The organism is Streptomyces sp. NPDC002870, assembly GCF_042888505.1.
Lineage (GTDB): Bacteria > Actinomycetota > Actinomycetes > Streptomycetales > Streptomycetaceae > Streptomyces.
Map to the genome: position 1 here is coordinate 106,437 of NZ_JBIAPW010000022.1, position 16,670 is coordinate 123,106.

At 68.4% G+C, this 16,670-nt stretch carries 14 protein-coding genes and 1 pseudogene; 12 read left to right on the top strand and 3 right to left on the bottom strand.

Features of this window, described 5'->3' with window-relative positions; translation table 11 throughout:
• Positions 1-61: 61 nt before the first annotated feature.
• The 10 genes and pseudogenes from ACFYWY_RS24895 (at position 62) to holA (ending at position 7,777) form a co-directional block, all read left to right on the top strand.
• The gene (locus ACFYWY_RS24895) at positions 62-1,303 is read left to right on the top strand and encodes a cation:proton antiporter (protein WP_389190223.1); all 1,242 of its coding nucleotides are present in this window, start codon (positions 62-64) and stop codon (positions 1,301-1,303) included.
• Positions 1,290-1,748: a CBS domain-containing protein gene (locus ACFYWY_RS24900; RefSeq protein ID WP_389190224.1), complete on the top strand. Its 459-nt coding sequence runs from the start codon at positions 1,290-1,292 to the stop codon at positions 1,746-1,748. Before ACFYWY_RS24895 ends, ACFYWY_RS24900 begins: the two co-directional genes overlap by 14 nt.
• Positions 1,745-3,043 (top strand): SLC13 family permease, encoded by a 1,299-nt coding sequence (locus tag ACFYWY_RS24905; protein ID WP_389190225.1) that lies wholly within the window; start codon positions 1,745-1,747, stop codon positions 3,041-3,043. Before ACFYWY_RS24900 ends, ACFYWY_RS24905 begins: the two co-directional genes overlap by 4 nt.
• Positions 3,044-3,046: 3 nt before the next feature.
• On the top strand, positions 3,047-3,337 hold the full coding sequence (locus ACFYWY_RS24910) for a hypothetical protein (RefSeq protein WP_389190226.1): 291 nt from the start codon (positions 3,047-3,049) through the stop codon (positions 3,335-3,337).
• 104 nt (positions 3,338-3,441) lie between these two features.
• Positions 3,442-3,927 (top strand): CBS domain-containing protein, encoded by a 486-nt coding sequence (locus tag ACFYWY_RS24915; protein ID WP_389190227.1) that lies wholly within the window; start codon positions 3,442-3,444, stop codon positions 3,925-3,927.
• A gap of 135 nt (positions 3,928-4,062) precedes the next feature.
• Positions 4,063-4,356, top strand: a complete 294-nt coding sequence (locus tag ACFYWY_RS24920) for a hypothetical protein (RefSeq protein ID WP_389190228.1) — start codon at positions 4,063-4,065, stop codon at positions 4,354-4,356.
• A gap of 434 nt (positions 4,357-4,790) precedes the next feature.
• Positions 4,791-5,561 (top strand): annotated as a pseudogene (locus tag ACFYWY_RS24925) (ComEC/Rec2 family competence protein); the annotation flags it as partial.
• Between the two features lie 152 nt (positions 5,562-5,713).
• Positions 5,714-6,490 carry an arylamine N-acetyltransferase gene (locus ACFYWY_RS24930; protein WP_389190229.1) on the top strand — a complete coding sequence of 259 codons (777 nt, stop codon included), beginning with the start codon at positions 5,714-5,716 and terminating at the stop codon, positions 6,488-6,490.
• A gap of 11 nt (positions 6,491-6,501) precedes the next feature.
• Positions 6,502-6,747: a hypothetical protein gene (locus ACFYWY_RS24935; protein ID WP_389190230.1), complete on the top strand. Its 246-nt coding sequence runs from the start codon at positions 6,502-6,504 to the stop codon at positions 6,745-6,747.
• A 43-nt stretch (positions 6,748-6,790) separates the two neighbouring features.
• Positions 6,791-7,777, top strand: coding sequence for a DNA polymerase III subunit delta (gene holA / locus ACFYWY_RS24940; RefSeq protein ID WP_389190231.1), 987 nt, complete (start codon positions 6,791-6,793; stop codon positions 7,775-7,777).
• A 216-nt stretch (positions 7,778-7,993) separates the two neighbouring features.
• Here holA and rpsT read toward each other — a convergent pair whose 3' ends face one another.
• On the bottom strand, positions 7,994-8,260 hold the full coding sequence (gene rpsT, locus ACFYWY_RS24945) for a 30S ribosomal protein S20 (protein WP_307663582.1): 267 nt from the start codon (positions 8,258-8,260) through the stop codon (positions 7,994-7,996).
• Positions 8,261-8,472: 212 nt separating this feature from the next.
• Between rpsT and lepA the strand changes: the two genes are divergently transcribed.
• Both lepA and ACFYWY_RS24955 read left to right on the top strand, forming a co-directional pair.
• A complete protein-coding gene (gene lepA / locus ACFYWY_RS24950; RefSeq protein ID WP_389190232.1) occupies positions 8,473-10,341 on the top strand; it encodes a translation elongation factor 4 in 1,869 nt (622 codons plus the stop codon).
• Positions 10,342-10,737: 396 nt separating this feature from the next.
• Entirely contained in the window at positions 10,738-12,627 is a 1,890-nt protein-coding gene (locus tag ACFYWY_RS24955) for an AMP-dependent synthetase/ligase (protein WP_389190233.1), read from the top strand.
• Between the two features lie 137 nt (positions 12,628-12,764).
• On the opposite strand, the gene ACFYWY_RS24960 is transcribed toward ACFYWY_RS24955, so the two are convergent.
• Both ACFYWY_RS24960 and ACFYWY_RS24965 read right to left on the bottom strand, forming a co-directional pair.
• Positions 12,765-13,349 carry a two-component system response regulator gene (locus tag ACFYWY_RS24960; RefSeq protein ID WP_389190234.1) on the bottom strand — a complete coding sequence of 195 codons (585 nt, stop codon included), beginning with the start codon at positions 13,347-13,349 and terminating at the stop codon, positions 12,765-12,767.
• 10 nt (positions 13,350-13,359) lie between these two features.
• On the bottom strand, positions 13,360-16,670 hold a 3,311-nt coding region (locus ACFYWY_RS24965), incomplete at its 5' end, for a HAMP domain-containing protein (protein ID WP_389190235.1).

The window sequence follows — 16,670 nt, forward strand, 5'->3', positions numbered from 1 at the left end:
TGCCGGGAAGCCTGGTCGGCGAATTCGAGAGAGCTCTCTTTGCCGATCGGGGGACACCCTCATGGTGCTCGTTGCCGTTTTCGGAGTCGCACTGCTCATCGCGGTGCTGCTCTCCGGGCTTGCCGCCCGTACCGTCCTGTCCACCTCGTTCCTGTTCCTCGTCGGCGGGGCGCTGGTCAGTGACGGCTTTCTCGGCCTGATCCACATCACGCCGGACAGCGAGATCGTCGCGGTCACCGCGGACCTCGCCCTGTTCGCGGTGCTGTTCACCGACGGGATGCACGTCTCGTTCCCCAAGTTGCGCGCCAACTGGAAGAACCCGGCGCGGGCTTTGGGCCTGGGCATGCCGCTCGCGTTTGTCGGCATGGCCCTGATCACGCACTACGTGGTGGGCCTGGACTGGACGACGTCGTTCCTGGTCGGCGCGGTGCTTGCGCCCACCGACCCGGTATTCGCCTCCGCGATCGTCGGCCGCAAGGAAGTCCCCGCCAAACTGCGGCAGTTGCTGAATGTGGAAAGCGGCATCAACGACGGCCTCGCCCTGCCGGTCGTCCTGATCCTCATCGCCGCGGCCGGCCCCACGGCGGGCCCGGCGCACGCGTCGCTCGGGAAGATCGCCCTGGAGCTGGGAGGCGGCCTCGCCCTCGGCATCGTGCTGCCGCTGATCGTCACGGGCCTCGTGCGGTTCCGGCTGCTCGGCGCGGAGCCGAAGCTGCAGCCGCTGCTGCCGCTGGCCACCGGGATCATCCTGTACGGGCTGTGCCACCTCACCCAAGCCAACCCCTACCTCGCGGCCTTCTCCGCCGGTGCCGTTCTCACCGCGGCGTCCCCGGAGGCGAAGGCGGCGTTCGAGCCGCTCGGTGAGGCACTGGCCGAACTGGCCAAGTTCGCCGCCCTGCTCGTCTTCGGCGCACTGCTCACCCCGCAGCTGTTCGGCGACCTCTCCCTCGGCGGGTACGTCGCCGTGGTCCTGGCGATCGCGCTGATCCGGCCGGCGTCCCTGCTGATATCACTCATCGGGACGCGATTCGACCGCCGGGAGAAGCTGGTCGCCGCCTGGTTCGGGCCGAAGGGCTTCGCATCGGTGGTGTACGGGCTGCTGGTGCTGCAGTCCGGCATCCCGCACGGCCAGGAGGCGTACACCCTCATTGCCGTCTGCATCGCGGCCTCGATCATCGCCCACAGCAGCACGGACGTGCCGATCGCCCGCCTCTTCCACGTCGAGGACCTGACGGGCATCCCCGCCGACAACGGCTCAGCGGAAGTTCGCCACAGCAAGGAGGCCAGCCATGCGCGCGCATGAACTCGCAGAGCCCTACCCCTCCGTCTCGACGGACGACAGCGCGTTGGATGCGGCACGGTTGCTGGCCGAGCGCAAGCTGCCCGCACTGCTCGTGCTCGATGCGGACCAGCAGCCGTACGCCATCGTGCCGGGCTCCCAGCTGATCAAGCAGTTGGTACCGGACTACGTCCTGGAGACCCCGCACGTCGCCGCCGTGATTGACGACCGGCACCTCGCCGAGGTCACGGAGAAGATCGCGGGCCTCACCGTCACCCAGTGGCTGCCGCCGCGGACGTACACGCCGCCGGTGGTCGGGCCCGACGCGGGGGCACTGCAGGTGGCGGCGCTCATGGCCCGGACCCACAGCCCGCTCGTCGCCGTCATCGAACGCGACGGGGACCAGGTCCGGCTGGTGGGCGCCATCACGGCCGCCCGCCTGATGGAACGACTCATCGGAGGATCGTGAACGACTGGCAGAGCTGGGCCGCGATCGTCGTCTTCGCCAGCACGTACGCCCTGATCATCAGCGAGAAGATCCACCGGGTGGGGGCCGCCCTCGGGGGCGCCGGGCTGATGCTGGCGATCAGGGCGACAGACGACAAGTCCGCCTTCTACTCCGAGCACAGCGGCATCGACTGGAACGTCATCTTCCTGCTGATGGGCATGATGATGATCGTCGGCGTGCTGAAGAAGACCGGCATGTTCGAGTACCTGGCCATCTGGTCCGTGAAGAGAGCCAAGGCCAGGCCCTTCCGGGTGATGGTCATGCTGATCGTGATCACCGCCGCGGCCTCGGCGCTGCTCGACAACGTCACCACCGTGCTGCTCATCGCCCCGGTGACGCTGCTGGTGTGTGAACGGCTCGCCCTGCCGGTCGCCCCGTTCCTGATCGCTGAGGTCCTGGCCTCCAACATCGGCGGTATGTCGACCCTCGTCGGCGACCCGCCCAACATCATCATCGCCAGCCGGGCCGGCCTGACCTTCAACGACTTCCTCGTCCACCTCGCCCCGCTGTCCGTGCTGCTGATCGTGGTCCTGATCGCCATGTGCCGCTTCCTGTTCCGCAAGTCCTTCGTCTACGACGAGGACCGCGCGGCCGAGGTGATGGACCTGGAGGAACGCGAAGCCATCCGCGACCCCCGGCTCCTCGTCCAGGGCCTGATCGTGCTCACCCTGGTCGTCGCCGGATTCGTCCTGCATCCGGTGCTCCACTACGAGCCCAGCGTCGTCGCGCTGCTGGGCGCCGGCCTGCTCATCGCCCTCTCCACCGCGGAGACCGGGGACGTACTCAAAGAGGTCGAGTGGCCCACCCTCGCCTTCTTCGCCGGGCTGTTCATCATGATCGGCGGCTTGATCGAGACCGGAGTGATCGGCGAGGTGTCCACGGCCCTCGCCGACGCCATCGGCGACAACGAACTGGGCGGCTCCATGCTGCTGCTCAACGCCTCCGCCGTGCTGTCCGGCATCATCGACAACATCCCCTACGTCGCCACCATGGCACCCATCACGAGCGACCTGGTCGAGGCGATGGGCGGCGACACCAACCACGTCATGTGGTGGGCACTGGCCATCGGCGCGGACCTCGGCGGCAACGCCACCGCCATCGGCGCCAGCGCCAACGTCGTCGTCCTCGGCATCGCCGAACGCAACCGCACCCCCATCTCCTTCTGGCAGTTCACCAAGTACGGACTCGTCGTCACCGCCGTCACCGTGGCGATCTCGACCGGGTATGTCTGGCTGCGCTACTTCGCCCTGGCCTGACCGATGACCACATGGACCCAAGCGGCACTCGGCTGCAGCGTCGCCGTCGCAGCACTCGTCATCCGTGCCGCGCTCGGTGAAATACGCCGACCCGGCACCGCTCGACAGCAATGGCGGTTCCTGACCAACACGGCGGCGGTGATGACGGGTGCCGCGTCCGCCGCTGCCCTCGGCACAGCGGTGGCCGTCAGTGGACTGGGTCCGGGTCATGCCATATGGGCGCTGCTGGGCGGGATCCTGACCGCGTTCATCGTCGACCGGCTCATGGACCAAGCCGGCAAGGGGCGGGAATGAAACGGGGCCGGCGGACCGTATGCGTCGCGTCAAGGTCATCGCCGGGAGCCCGGTGATGACCGACGCTGGGAACAGGGACATGACGAGCAGACGAGGAGCCGGCCGTGCGCGCACGAGACCTGGCAGTCGAGTACGAATCGGTGAGCGTCGGCAGCGACGCGCTGGAGGCGGCCCGGCTGATGGCCGAGCACAAACTCCCCGGGCTCCTGGTGCTGGACGAGCACGGCGAACCCAAGGCGATCCTGCCCGCCTCCCAGATGGTCAAGGTCCTGGTGCCCGAGTACGTGATCGAGGACCCGACTCTGGCCGCGGTCGTCGACGAGAAACACGCCGACCGCCTGTGCCAGTACCTGGTCGGACGCAGTGTCGGCGACTGCCTCCCCAGCACCGCCTCCCCGCCGCCCATCGCGGATCCCGATGACACCGCGCTGGAAGTGGCGGCGCTCATGGCACGGGTCCGCAGCCCGCTGGTGGCCGTGGCCGAGAAGGCCAAGGACGGCACCCACCTGCTCGGGGTGATCACAGCCGCCCATCTTCTGCATGAGCTCCTCGCAGCGTCGGACGGCTACGGCGGCACGACTCGGCCGTGACCGGCCGGATCGTCCCATGGACCTTGCTCCAGGCCGGGGCGCCGCTATTGCCGGGCACAGGCGCACCCTAGGATCACGGCAGGTCAGCCGGGAAGTCTGGTCGGCATGAAATTCCTTCTGCTCTGGAGATAGCCGATGTCGCTGTCCCTGGTTGTGCTTGCCGCCTGGGCCGTGGCTTTCCTGACGCTCAATGTGATCCTTTGCGTACGCGTGTGGCGCATACGGAACCTGCCCACGTGGCGCCGGTTGTTGCCCGCTGCGCTGCTGTGCGCGGCACTGGCCGCCAGTCTCACCCGGGCCGCCGGAATCACGGTGATCGCTTCAACCGTGGCGTTCCCTCTGAATGTCGCGACGCTGGTGGTTGCTCTCGGCGAGATCCGAGGGCGCCGGCGCTCAGCGGGAAGCCCTGCGAGCGAGCCGATGGGGTGATCCCGGCGATGCGGCGCACCACTTCTACGGGGTGCCAGCCGGTTCGCCGCTCAGAGCCGAGCTCTGCCGTGATCTTCCGTGTAGGCCTCGTAGATGTCGCGTGGTGTGCCATAGGTGTGGAGCGTCGACCGCTACCCGGCACTCCTCAGGGACGTCTCGGGTTTCCTGGACGGCGACCATCGTGCCGAAGCGGGTGCCGATCCACCCGATCGTGGTGACCTTCCAACCGAGCTGACGAGCCACCTTGCGCATCGCCGCCCTGATCAGTTCCACCCCGCACAGGACGGCCTCCTCATCGTGTAGTGAGAACCCACCCGGTCAACGGCCCCTTCTGCCTGCTGCGGAGCTGTCCCCTTCTACTGAGCGTCACCATGGCGGCAGGAGAAGAAGGAAGTCAGGAAGGCTGCCGCAACACGCACAGACTTGACAGGGAAGATGTCGGGCAGGGCGATGCCACGGTGCTGGCGGCCGGTGCCGGCGCGGCCGTCGTCGTGGACGCGGGCCCCGACCCGGAACTCGCCGACCGTTGTCTGCGGGAACTGGGCGTCACCCGGGTTCCGCTGGTCCTTCTGACGCATTTCCATGCCGACCACGTCCGGGGGCTGCCCGGCGTGTTGAGGGGCAGGGCCGTCGGTGCGGTGCAGACGACGACGTTCGACGAGCCGCGGGACCAGAGTGAATTCGTACGGAGAACGGCGACTGTGGCCGGGGTGGCCGTGATCCGCGCCGGACCGGGGGAGCGGCGCCGGGTCGGGCCGCTCGCCTGGCAGGTCCTGTGGCCGCGGACAGCCCTCGGGCCCGGCTCCGGCCCCGGCCTCGGCTCCGGTCCCGTCCCGGAGGGACCCAACGACGCCAGCGTCACGCTGTTCGTACGGGTCGAGGGCGGTCCCACCGTGCTGCTTCTCGGCGACCTCGAACCACCGGCCCAGCGAGGGCTGTTGCGGGCCCATCCGGCGCTCCCACCGGTCGACGTCCTCAAGGTCGCCCACCATGGTTCCGCCCACCAGCATCCCGGCCTGCTGCGTGCCGTGCGCCCGCGGCTGGCCCTGATCTCCGCAGGCCGCGGCAACATGTACGGCCATCCTGCGCCCCGTACGGTCGCGGCGCTGAAGGCAGGGGGAGCGGTGGTGCTGCGTACCGACACGGACGGGGCGATCGCGGTTGCGGGAGGCGCCGGACGAGGTCTGCGGGCGGTCCCTCGGGGCCCGGACCCACCGCCGCATCCGCCCCCTTGTCCACCGCCGCATCCGCCCCCTTGTCCGCCGCCGTACCCGCCCCCGCCCGCTCGGGCCTCGGGCGACAGACCTAGGACCAGGGAGCCATGGTGCGCGGGCGCCCCTCGGGACACACTCGTCCCATGGATGCCTACCTCCGCCGTATCGATGCGAGCCGCCCCGAGCGCGCCGACGCCGACGCGCTGCGCGATCTGCAGCTGCGGCACTTGCGGGCAGTGCCCTTCGAGAACCTCTCCATCCACCTCGGCGAGGACATCGTGCTGGAGGAGAAGGCGCTCCTCGCCAAGATCGTGGACGCGCGGCGGGGCGGGTTCTGCTACGAACTCAACGGTGCCTTCGCCGCGTTGCTGCGCGACCTCGGGTTCACCGTCGCCCTCCTCCAGGGGCGCGTGTTCGGCGACCAGGGCCGGCTCGGCATCCCGTACGACCATCTCGCCCTGCTCGTCGAGACGGTGGATTCCACCGGCCCCTGGCTGGCCGACGTCGGCTTCGGCGACCACAGCCACCATCCGCTCGTGTTCGGCGAGCGGGGCGATCAGAAGGATCCGGCCGGTACGTTCCGGATCGTCGAGGCCTCTCAGTACGGGGACCTCGACGTCTACCGCGACGGCAAGCCGCAGTTCCGCCTCGACACAAGGCCCCGCGTCCTCGACGACTTCCGGGCCGGGGCCTGGTGGCACCGCACTTCTCCCGACTCGCACTTCACTCAGTCCGTCGTCTGCTCCCGGCTCACCGCCGAGGGACGGATCACGCTCAGCGGCCGCAAACTGGTCACCACCGTGCGCGGTGAGCGGCATGAGCGGGCGCTGGCCGACGACGCCGCGGTGCTCGCGGCGTACCGCGATCACTTCGGGCTGCAGCTCGACCGCCTGCCGACAGTGCCGGGCGGGGCGACCTGAACAATGTCCTTGTGAGTGCTGTGAGACATGTACTGGTGCTGCCCGACCGCGATGCCGCGGAGGATGCGGCCGAGGCGCTCGGCGACCGCTTCGGCGTCGCCGAGGAGCCGCTGCTTCTGCGAGACGCGCTGGCCGGCGAGGACGACGCCGAGGACGCCCAGTGGCTGCTGGTCGTCGAGGACCCGGACGGGCGGCTGGACCCGGCGAAGCTGGACGAGTTCGCGGGGGAGTGGGACGGCTGGCGCGAAGAGCCGTGAGCGCGGAGGGCGGTGTCAGTGGCGCGTGGGATGCTGGACCGCGATGGCCACCAGGAAGAATTCGACCGACGATCCCCTCGCCCCCGTCACGCTCGCCGTGGGCCAGGAGGACCTGCTCCTCGACCGTGCCGTGCAGCAGGTGGTGGCGGCCGCCCGGGCCGCCGACGCGGACACGGACGTACGCGACCTCACCGCCGACCAGCTTGAGCCGGGCACGCTGGCCGAGCTGACCAGCCCGTCGCTCTTCGCCGAGCGCAAGGTCGTCGTCGTGCGGAACGCGCAGGACCTGTCCGCGGACACCATCAAGGACGTCAAGTCGTATCTCGACGCGCCCGCCGAGGAGATCACCCTCGTGCTGCTGCACCCCGGCGGTGCGAAGGGCAAGGGCCTCCTGGACGCTGCCCGCAAGGCGGGGGCTCGCGAGGTCGCCTGTCCAAAGACCACGAAGCCCGCGGAGCGGCTCACGTTCGTACGGTCCGAGTTCCGGGCGCTGGGGCGGTCGGCGACGCCTGAGGCGTGCCAGGCTCTGGTCGACTCGATCGGCAGCGATCTGCGGGAGCTGGCCGCCGCGGTCTCGCAGCTCGCGTCCGACGTCGAGGGCACGATCGACGAGGCGGTCGTCGGGCGGTACTACACCGGCCGGGCCGAGGCCTCCAGCTTCACGGTCGCCGACCGCGCGGTGGAGGGGCGTGCGGCGGAGGCGCTGGAGGCGCTGCGCTGGTCGCTGTCGACGGGGGTCGCGCCCGTCCTGATCACCAGCGCTCTGGCGCAAGGGGTGCGGGCGATCGGCAAGCTCTCGTCGGCCCGCGGCGGGCGGCCCGCCGATCTCGCGCGTGAGCTGGGCATGCCGCCCTGGAAGATCGACCGGGTGCGGCAGCAGATGCGGGGCTGGACGCCGGACGGCGTGGCGGTCGCGCTGCGTGCGGTGGCGGAGGCGGACGCGGGGGTGAAGGGCGGGGGTGACGACCCGGAGTACGCGCTGGAGAAGGCGGTCGTGGCGATCGCCCGCGCGGCACGCTCCCGACGCTGATCCGAGCCGAGCCGAGCCTGGCCCGGCTCGGCCTCGCCCCCACAACGCCGAAAGCCCCGGTCGCCGTCCTGGGGAAGGACAGCCACTGGGGCTCACAGCTCAAACAATGTGCGCCGCACCCGCGTGGCGAACGCAGGCCGCGTGCGGCGCTGAGGGTGCCGGATCAGGAGCGGAAGAGAGGGCCCGCTGAGTCCCTACCGGCGACAATCAAGAGGTTCAGCCCTTGAGGGAGCCAACCTTGGAGGCCAGCGCCGACTTCTTGTTGGCGGCGGCGTTCTTGTGGATGACACCCTTGGAGACGGCCTTGTCGAGCTTCTGCGACGCCTCACGGACGGCCACATTGGCCTTCTCGACGTCGCCCGAGGCGACAGCCTCACGGGCCTTGCGGATCGCGGTCTTGAGCGACGACTTGACGGCCTTGTTACGCAGGCGCGCCTTCTCGTTCGTCTTGTTCCGCTTGATCTGGGACTTGATGTTCGCCACGAAAGAGCCTTTTCAGGTTCGATGATCTTTGAGTGTGTGTTCTCGTACTTGAGAGGCCACGAGACACAGCTGCCCAGGCTACCAGTCGCCCGTCGAGCGGCCCAAACCGAGCGCTGCCCGGCAGCCGTGGGACCATAGAAGCTCTACGTATCGATCCCGATCCGACATCGCCCGAGACGAGACGCCCGGCGTCTCAAGAATCAGGACCCTGCGTGCCCGCGACTCCTACCAACGTGCCCGAGCCGAGCCGTACCGACCCGGCGCTGATCCGCAATTTCTGCATCATCGCGCACATCGACCACGGCAAGTCGACCCTTGCCGACCGGATGCTCCAGCTGACCGGAGTGGTCGAGCAGCGGCAGATGCGCGCTCAGTACCTCGACCGCATGGACATCGAGCGCGAGCGCGGCATCACGATCAAGTCCCAGGCGGTACGGCTGCCCTGGGCTCCTTCCGAGGGCCCCGACCAGTCCAGGACTCATATCCTGAACATGATCGACACCCCCGGGCACGTGGACTTCACCTACGAGGTCTCCCGCTCGCTCGCGGCCTGCGAGGGCACCGTCCTGCTGGTCGACGCCGCCCAGGGCATCGAGGCGCAGACCCTCGCCAACCTCTATCTCGCGATGGAGAACGAGCTCACGATCGTCCCGGTCCTGAACAAGATCGACCTGCCGGCCGCCCAGCCGGAGAAGTTCTCCGAGGAGCTCGCCAATCTCATCGGCTGCCAGCCGGAGGACGTCCTCAAGGTCTCGGCGAAGACGGGCATCGGCGTTGAGGCACTGCTGGACCGCGTGGTCCGCGACGTCCCCGCCCCGGTCGGTGTCGCCGACGCCCCGGCCCGCGCGATGATCTTCGACTCGGTCTACGACTCGTACCGCGGTGTCGTCACGTACGTCCGTGTCATCGACGGTCAGCTCAACAAGCGCGAGCGCATCCGCATGATGTCCACCGGCGCCACCCACGAGCTGCTGGAGATCGGCGTCTCGTCCCCGGAGATGACCCCGGCCGACGGCGTCGGCGTCGGCGAGGTGGGCTACATCATCACGGGTGTGAAGGACGTCCGGCAGTCCAAGGTCGGTGACACGATCACCTCCTTCACCAAGGGCGCGACCGAGGCGCTGGGCGGCTACAAGGATCCCAAGCCGATGGTGTTCTCGGGTCTCTATCCGCTGGACGGCTCGGAGTACCCGGACCTTCGCGAGGCCCTCGACAAGCTGCAGCTCAACGATGCCGCGCTGGTCTACGAGCCGGAGACCTCCGCGGCCCTCGGCTTCGGCTTCCGCGTGGGCTTCCTCGGTCTGCTGCACCTGGACGTCATCCGCGAGCGGCTCGAGCGGGAGTTCGGCCTGGACCTGATCGCCACCGCCCCCAACGTGGTCTACCGCGTGACCATGGAGGACGGCGCGGAGCACACCGTCACCAACCCGAGCGAGTTCCCCGAGGGCAAGATCTCCGAGGTGCACGAGCCGGTCGTACGGGCCACGATCCTCGCGCCGAGCGAGTTCATCGGCTCGATCATGGAGCTGTGCCAGACCCGCCGCGGCACGCTGCTCGGCATGGACTACCTCTCCGAGGACCGGGTCGAGATCCGCTACACCCTCCCCCTCGCCGAGATCGTCTTCGACTTCTTCGACCAGCTGAAGTCCAAGACCCGCGGCTACGCCTCTCTCGACTACGAGCCCACCGGCGAGCAGTCCGCCAGCCTGGTCAAGGTCGACATCCTGCTGCACGGCGACAAGGTCGACGCCTTCTCCGCCGTCACGCACAAGGATGCTGCGTACGCGTACGGCGTGCGGCTCGTCGCCAAGCTCAGGGAGCTCATCCCGCGGCAGGCCTTCGAGGTGCCCATCCAGGCCGCCATCGGCTCGCGGGTCATCGCCCGCGAGACCATCCGCGCCATCCGCAAGGACGTCCTTGCCAAGTGCTACGGCGGCGACATCTCCCGTAAGCGGAAGCTGCTGGAGAAGCAGAAGGAAGGCAAGAAGCGGATGAAGATGGTGGGCAGCGTGGAGGTTCCTCAGGAGGCCTTCATCGCGGTGCTCTCCAGCGACGAGAGCGGCGGCAAGGCGAAGAAGTAGCGCTGTAAGGCTAAGAAGTGGCGCGGCAAGGCGAAGAAGTGGCGCGGCTGAGCGACCCCTTCCCGAGGAGTAGCGCAGCCGCGGCCATGACATAGCCGCACGTCGCGCCACATCGCGCCACATCGCGCCCCGCACGCACCGCACGTCACGCGAAAGCGCCCGACCGGGGGTCCGGACGGGCGCTTTCGGCGTGTCTGCGGAGACAGGACCCGGTAGGTGAGGGATACACCGACGATGGCTTCCAGCCAAGGAGGCGCAGGCCTGTTCGTTATCAAGCGGCAGCCCGCAGCCTCTTACGCACCGGCATTGTGCGCTCTACCCTGATCACGGCTCGATGGTTACTCGCCAGTTAAACAACCCGCCAGTTGCAGTGCTGCCGCAGGCCCGGAGGACGTCGTGAGCGACACCAATACCCTGATCGAGAACCGACCGCCCTCCGTGGCGACCCTGTTCACCGAGCGTGTGGCGGCTACGCCGGACGCGGAGGCCTACCGCTATCCGGTGGCTCCCGCCGCCGGCCACGGTCCCGACGACTGGAAGTCGCTGAGCTGGGGCCAGGCCGCCGAGCGGGTCTACGCCATCGCGGCCGGTCTGGTCGATATCGGCGTCCAGCCCGAGGAGCGGGTCGCGCTCGCGTCCGCCACCCGGGTCGAGTGGATCCTCGCCGACCTCGGCGTGATGTGCGCGGGCGGCGCGACCACAACCGTTTACCCGTCCACCAACGCCGAGGAGTCGGCGTACATCCTCGCCGACTCCGAAAGCCGGGTGCTGATCGCGGAGGACGCGACCCAGCTGGCCAAGGCGCGTGAGCGGCGGGCCGAGCTGCCGGAGCTCAGGCACGTCGTCGTCTTCGACATGACGGGCGTGGAGCCGGACGAGAACGACCCCGAGGGATGGGTGCTCTCGCTCGCCGATCTCGAGGCGCGCGGTGCCCAGTACCTCGACAAGCACCCCGAAGCGGTCAAGGAGCGGGTCGCGGCGATCACCGCCGACCAGCTGGCGACGCTCATCTACACCTCGGGCACCACGGGACGGCCCAAGGGCGTGCGGCTGCCGCACGACAACTGGTCGTACATGGCCAGGGCCACCGCCGCGACCGGCCTGATCACCAAGGACGACGTGCAGTACCTGTGGCTGCCGCTCGCCCACGTCTTCGGCAAGGTGCTGACCTCCGGGCAGATCGAGGTCGGCCATGTCACCGCTGTCGACGGCCGCGTCGACAAGATCATCGAGAATCTGCCGGTCGTGCAGCCGACCTATATGGCCGCCGTGCCGCGCATCTTCGAGAAGGTCTACAACGGTGTCGCGGCCAAGGCGCGGGCCGCCGGCGGCGCGAAGTACAAGATCTTCCTGTGGGCGGCCGGAGTCGCGCGCGAATACGCGAAGGCCGCGCAGGACAACTTCCGCCGCACGGGCACGGCTTCCGCGCCCTTCGGGCTGACCGCCAAGCACAAGGTCGCCGACGTGCTCGTCTACTCCAAGCTCCGCGAGGCCTTCGGCGGCCGGCTGCGCGCCGCGGTCTCCGGGTCCGCCGCGCTCGCGCCCGACATCGGCTACTTCTTCGCCGGCGCCGGGATCCACATCCTGGAGGGCTACGGGCTCACGGAGTCCAGCGCGGCGTCGTTCGTCAACCCGGGTGAGGCCTACCGCACGGGCACGGTCGGCAAGCCGATGCCCGGCACGGAGGTGCGCATCGCGGACGACGGCGAGATCCTGCTGCGCGGCCCCGGCATCATGGAGGGCTACCACCGGCTGCCGGAGAAGACCGCGGAGGTCCTGGAGTCCGACGGGTGGCTCCACACCGGGGACATCGGCGAGCTGTCCGCGGACGGGTACCTGCGGATCACGGACCGCAAGAAGGACCTGATCAAGACGTCCGGCGGAAAGTACATCGCGCCGGCGGAGGTCGAGGGCCAGTTCAAGGCGGTGTGCCCGTTCGTCTCCAACATCCTGGTGCACGGCGCGGACCGTAACTTCTGCACCGCGCTGATCGCGCTGGACGAGCCGACCATCCTCGGCTGGGCCAAGGAGAACGGCCTGGACGGCAAGTCGTACGCCGAGGTGGTGGCCACAAAGCAGGCCGAGCAGCTCATCGAGGGCTATGTGAAGCGGCTCAACGAGGGGCTGCAGCGCTGGCAGACGATCAAGAAGTTCCGGCTGCTCCCGCGCGACCTGGACATCGAGCACGGCGAACTGACGCCCAGCCTCAAGCTGAAGAGGCCGGTCGTCGAGCGTGAGTACAAGGACCTGATCGAGGACATGTACGCGGGCTCCCGCGAGGCGTAGCCCCGCGCCGCCGGGGCTCCGCCCCGGACCCTGGTCCTCAATCGCCGGACGGGCTGAACCTCAGCCCGTCCGGCGATTGAGGACAGGACACAGCCAGCCCGTCCGGCGATTGAGGACAAGACACAGAGCGGGCGAGCCTACTGGCTCCGTCCGCGGCGCAGTTCCCTCATGGCCTCCTCTATCCGCGTCAACTGCACCCGCAGCTCCGGCACATCGCTCGGGCCGCTCCGCCCCAGCTCCGTCTCTATCGCCGTCAGCCGCTTCGCGATCTGCCCCAGCTGCTCCTGCTCACTCGCCAGCAGCCGCTCCAACTGGCGGTTCTTGCGGTGCAGATCGAGGAACACATTCACCTTCGCCCGCAGTACCCAAGGGTCGAAGGGCTTGGTCAGATAGTCCGCCGCACCCGTCGCATACCCCCGGAACGCATAGCCGCTGTCCGCCTCCGTCCCGGTCAGGAAGATGATCGGGACGTCTTTCGTCTGGTCGAGACGCTTGATGTTGGACGCCGTCTCGAAGCCGTCCATGCCCGGCATCCGTACGTCCAGCAGCACCACCGCGAACTTCTGCCGCAGCAGTGCCTTCATCGCCTCCTCCCCGGAACGCGCCCGGACCAACGGTTCGTTGAGGGACCCCAGTACTGCCTCCAGGGCGACGAGGTTGTCCTCCATGTCGTCCACGAGGAGGATGCTCGCGCGGTCGGTGGTGGTCGCCTCTGTGGTCATCGTGTCTGCCTCACGTGATGGTCGGCGGGACAGCCGGCTCTCCATCGCCGGTTGGCTGTCCCGGTATCGCGGGTGGATCTCCGGCCGTTTGGACGCCCGGTTCGGCCTGCCCGCCCTCAGGGTCGAGGAGGGCGCAGACGACCGTGAGCAGACGGTCCACGTCGACGGGTTTCGGCACGTACTCGTTGGCGCCCTGCGCGATCGACTTCTCGCGGTCCCCGGGCATCGCCTTGGCCGTGAGGGCGACAATCGGCAGGGCCGTCCAGAGCGGGCTGCGCCGGATCGCCTCGATCGTCTCGTACCCGTCCATCTCGGGCATCATGATGTCCATCAGGACCAGTTCGACGTCGGGGTTGCGCTCCAGCGTCTCGATGCCCTCACGGCCGTTCTCCGCGTACAGCACGGGCATGCCCACCCGGCCCAGCACATGGGTGAGCGCGAAGACATTGCGGATGTCGTCGTCGACGATGAGGACGCGACGGCCCGACAGGATGCGGCCCGCGCGGCCCGACTTCCACTCCTCCAGCTTGGTCGTCGTCGGCCAGCCGTCGTCCACCTCCTGGCGCGGAAGGTGTTCGGCGTGATGCCGCTCCGCCGACGGCAGCGGCACGTCATGGACGTCATGGACACCATGAAGGTCAGGGACACCATGAATGTCATGCACGCCGTGAATGTCAGGGACGCCGTGAATGTCAGGGACACCGTGCAGAACATGCCCGCCAGGCAGAACATGCCCGTCGTGCAGAACATGGCCGTCGTACGAGCCGTCGCTGTCGCCGCCCACCTGGCCGGGATAGAGGACGGGTACGTACAGCGTGAACGTGGAGCCGCGGCCCGGCTCGCTCTCCGCGATGATGCGGCCGCCGAGCAGCCCCGCGATCTCCCGGCTGATGGACAGGCCGAGGCCCGTGCCGCCGTACTTGCGGTTGGTGGTGCCGTCGGCCTGCTGGAATGCCTCGAAGATCACCGGAAGCTTCTCCGGGGCGATGCCGATCCCGGTGTCGGTGACGGCGAAGGCGATCAGGTCGTCCGTGCCTTTGAGGAGCTTGTCATCGGGGTCCTTGACCCTGTTCACACTCAGCTCGACGCGGCCGGAGGAGGTGAACTTTATTGCGTTGGACAGCAGGTTGCGCAGGATCTGCTGGAGCCGCTGCTCGTCGGAGTACATCTCGCGAGGCACGTCCTCGCCGACGCCGACCTCGAAGGCCAGCCCCCGGTCCAGTGTGATCGGGCGGAACGTGGCGTGGACGTAGTCGAGCAGCTTGATCAGCGGCAGCTTCTTCGGGCGTACGTCCATCCGGCCGGCCTCGATCTTCGACAGGTCCAGGATGTCGTTGATCAGCTGGAGCAGATCGGAGCCCGAGCGGTGGATCGTGGTGGCGAACTGCACTTCCTGGTCGGACAGATGGCCGTCGGGGTTGTCGGAGAGCAGCCTGGCCAGGATGAGCAGGGAGTTCAGCGGGGTGCGCAGCTCGTGCGACATGTTCGCCAGGAACTCCGACTTGTACTGCGAGGAGGTCGCCAGCAGCGCCGCCTTCTCCTCCAGCTCCGCGTTCGAGCGCTGCAGTTCCGCCTGCTGGCGCTGGAGCTCGTCGGAGCGCTCCTGGAGCTGGACCGCCAGCCGCTGGGACTCGCCCAGCAGCGACTCCGTACGGGAGTTGGCGATGATGGTGTTGATCGCGACGCCGATGGTGTTGACGAACTGGTCGAAGAAGGCCAGATGGACGTCGGAGAAGCGGGAGAAGGACGCCAGCTCGATGACGCCCAGCAGCTTGTCCTCGAAGAGGATCGGGATGATCACGACGCTGGCGGGGGACGCCTCGCCAAGACCTGAGTTGATCTTGATGTAGTCCGGCGGGGCCTCCTCCAGGAGGATCCGCTTCTTCTCCAGGGCCGCCTGCCGGACCAGGCCGTGCCCCGGCATGCCGGTGGTGTCGACGGTGGAGGACTGCGCTGAGCCGTAACCGGCGATGAAGGCCAGTCCCTTGGTGGTGGACGTCGTACGGGACGGAGTGCCGTTCTGGTCGGGGTCGGCCAGGAAGAAGGCGCCGAACTGCGCGTTCACCAGCGGGGTCAGCTCGCGAAGGATCAGGTCGGCGACCTCCATCAGGTCGCGGTGGCCCTGCATCAGACCGGCCAGACGGGCCAGGTTCGACTCCAGCCAGTCCTTCGCGCGGGTGGTCTCACGGAGGTTGGACACCATCAGGTTGATGTTGTCCTTCAGCTCGGAGACCTCACCCCGCGTCTCCACGGTGATGGAGCGGGACATGTCGCCCTGGGCGACGGCGGAAGCGACCTCGGCGATGGCTCGGACCTGGGTGGTGAGGTTGAGCGCGAGCTCGTTCACATTGGTGGTGAGCCGCTTCCAGGTGCCGTACACGCCCTCGACGCGTGCCTGGCCGCCCAGCTGTCCCTCCGAGCCCACCTCGCGGGCCACCCGGGTGACCTCGGAGGAGAAGGAGGAGAGCGTGTCCACCATGGTGTTGATGGTGGTCTTGAGCTCCAGGATCTCGCCTCGGGCGTCCACGTCGATCTTCTTGGAGAGGTCGCCCTGGGCGACGGCCGTCGCCACCTGGGCGATGTTCCGCACTTGAGAAGTGAGGTTGTCGGCCATGTAGTTGACGTTGTCGGTGAGGTCCTTCCACAAGCCCGTGACGCCGAGGACCTGGGCGCGGCCGCCGAGCCGGCCGTCCGTGCCGACCTCGCGGGCGACCCTTGTCACCTCGTCGGCGAAGGCGCTCAGCTGCTCCACCATCGTGTTGACGGTGTCCTTCAGCTCCAGGATCTCGCCGCGGGCGTCGACGGTGATCTTCTTCGAGAGATCGCCGTTGGCGACGGCCGTGGTGACCTGGGCGATGTTCCGCACCTGGGACGTCAGGTTGGACGCCATGAAGTTGACGTTGTCCGTGAGGTCCTTCCAGACGCCGGACACGCCGCGGACCTGGGCCTGGCCGCCGAGGTTGCCTTCCGTGCCGACTTCGCGGGCGACCCTTGTCACCTCGTCGGCGAAGGCGGAGAGCTGGTCGACCATGGTGTTGATGGTCGACTTGAGTTCGAGGATCTCGCCCTTCGCCTCGACCGTGATCTTCTTGCCGAGGTCGCCCTGGGCGACGGCAGTCGACACGAGCGCGATGTTCCGGACCTGCGAGGTCAGGTTGTCGGCCATGAAGTTGACGTTCTCTGTCAGGTCCTTCCAGACGCCGGACACGCCGCGGACCTGGGCGCGGCCGCCGAGGTTGCCTTCCGTGCCGACTTCGCGGGCGACCCTTGTCACCTCGTCGGCGAAGGCGGAGAGCTGGTCGACCATGGTGTTGATGGTCG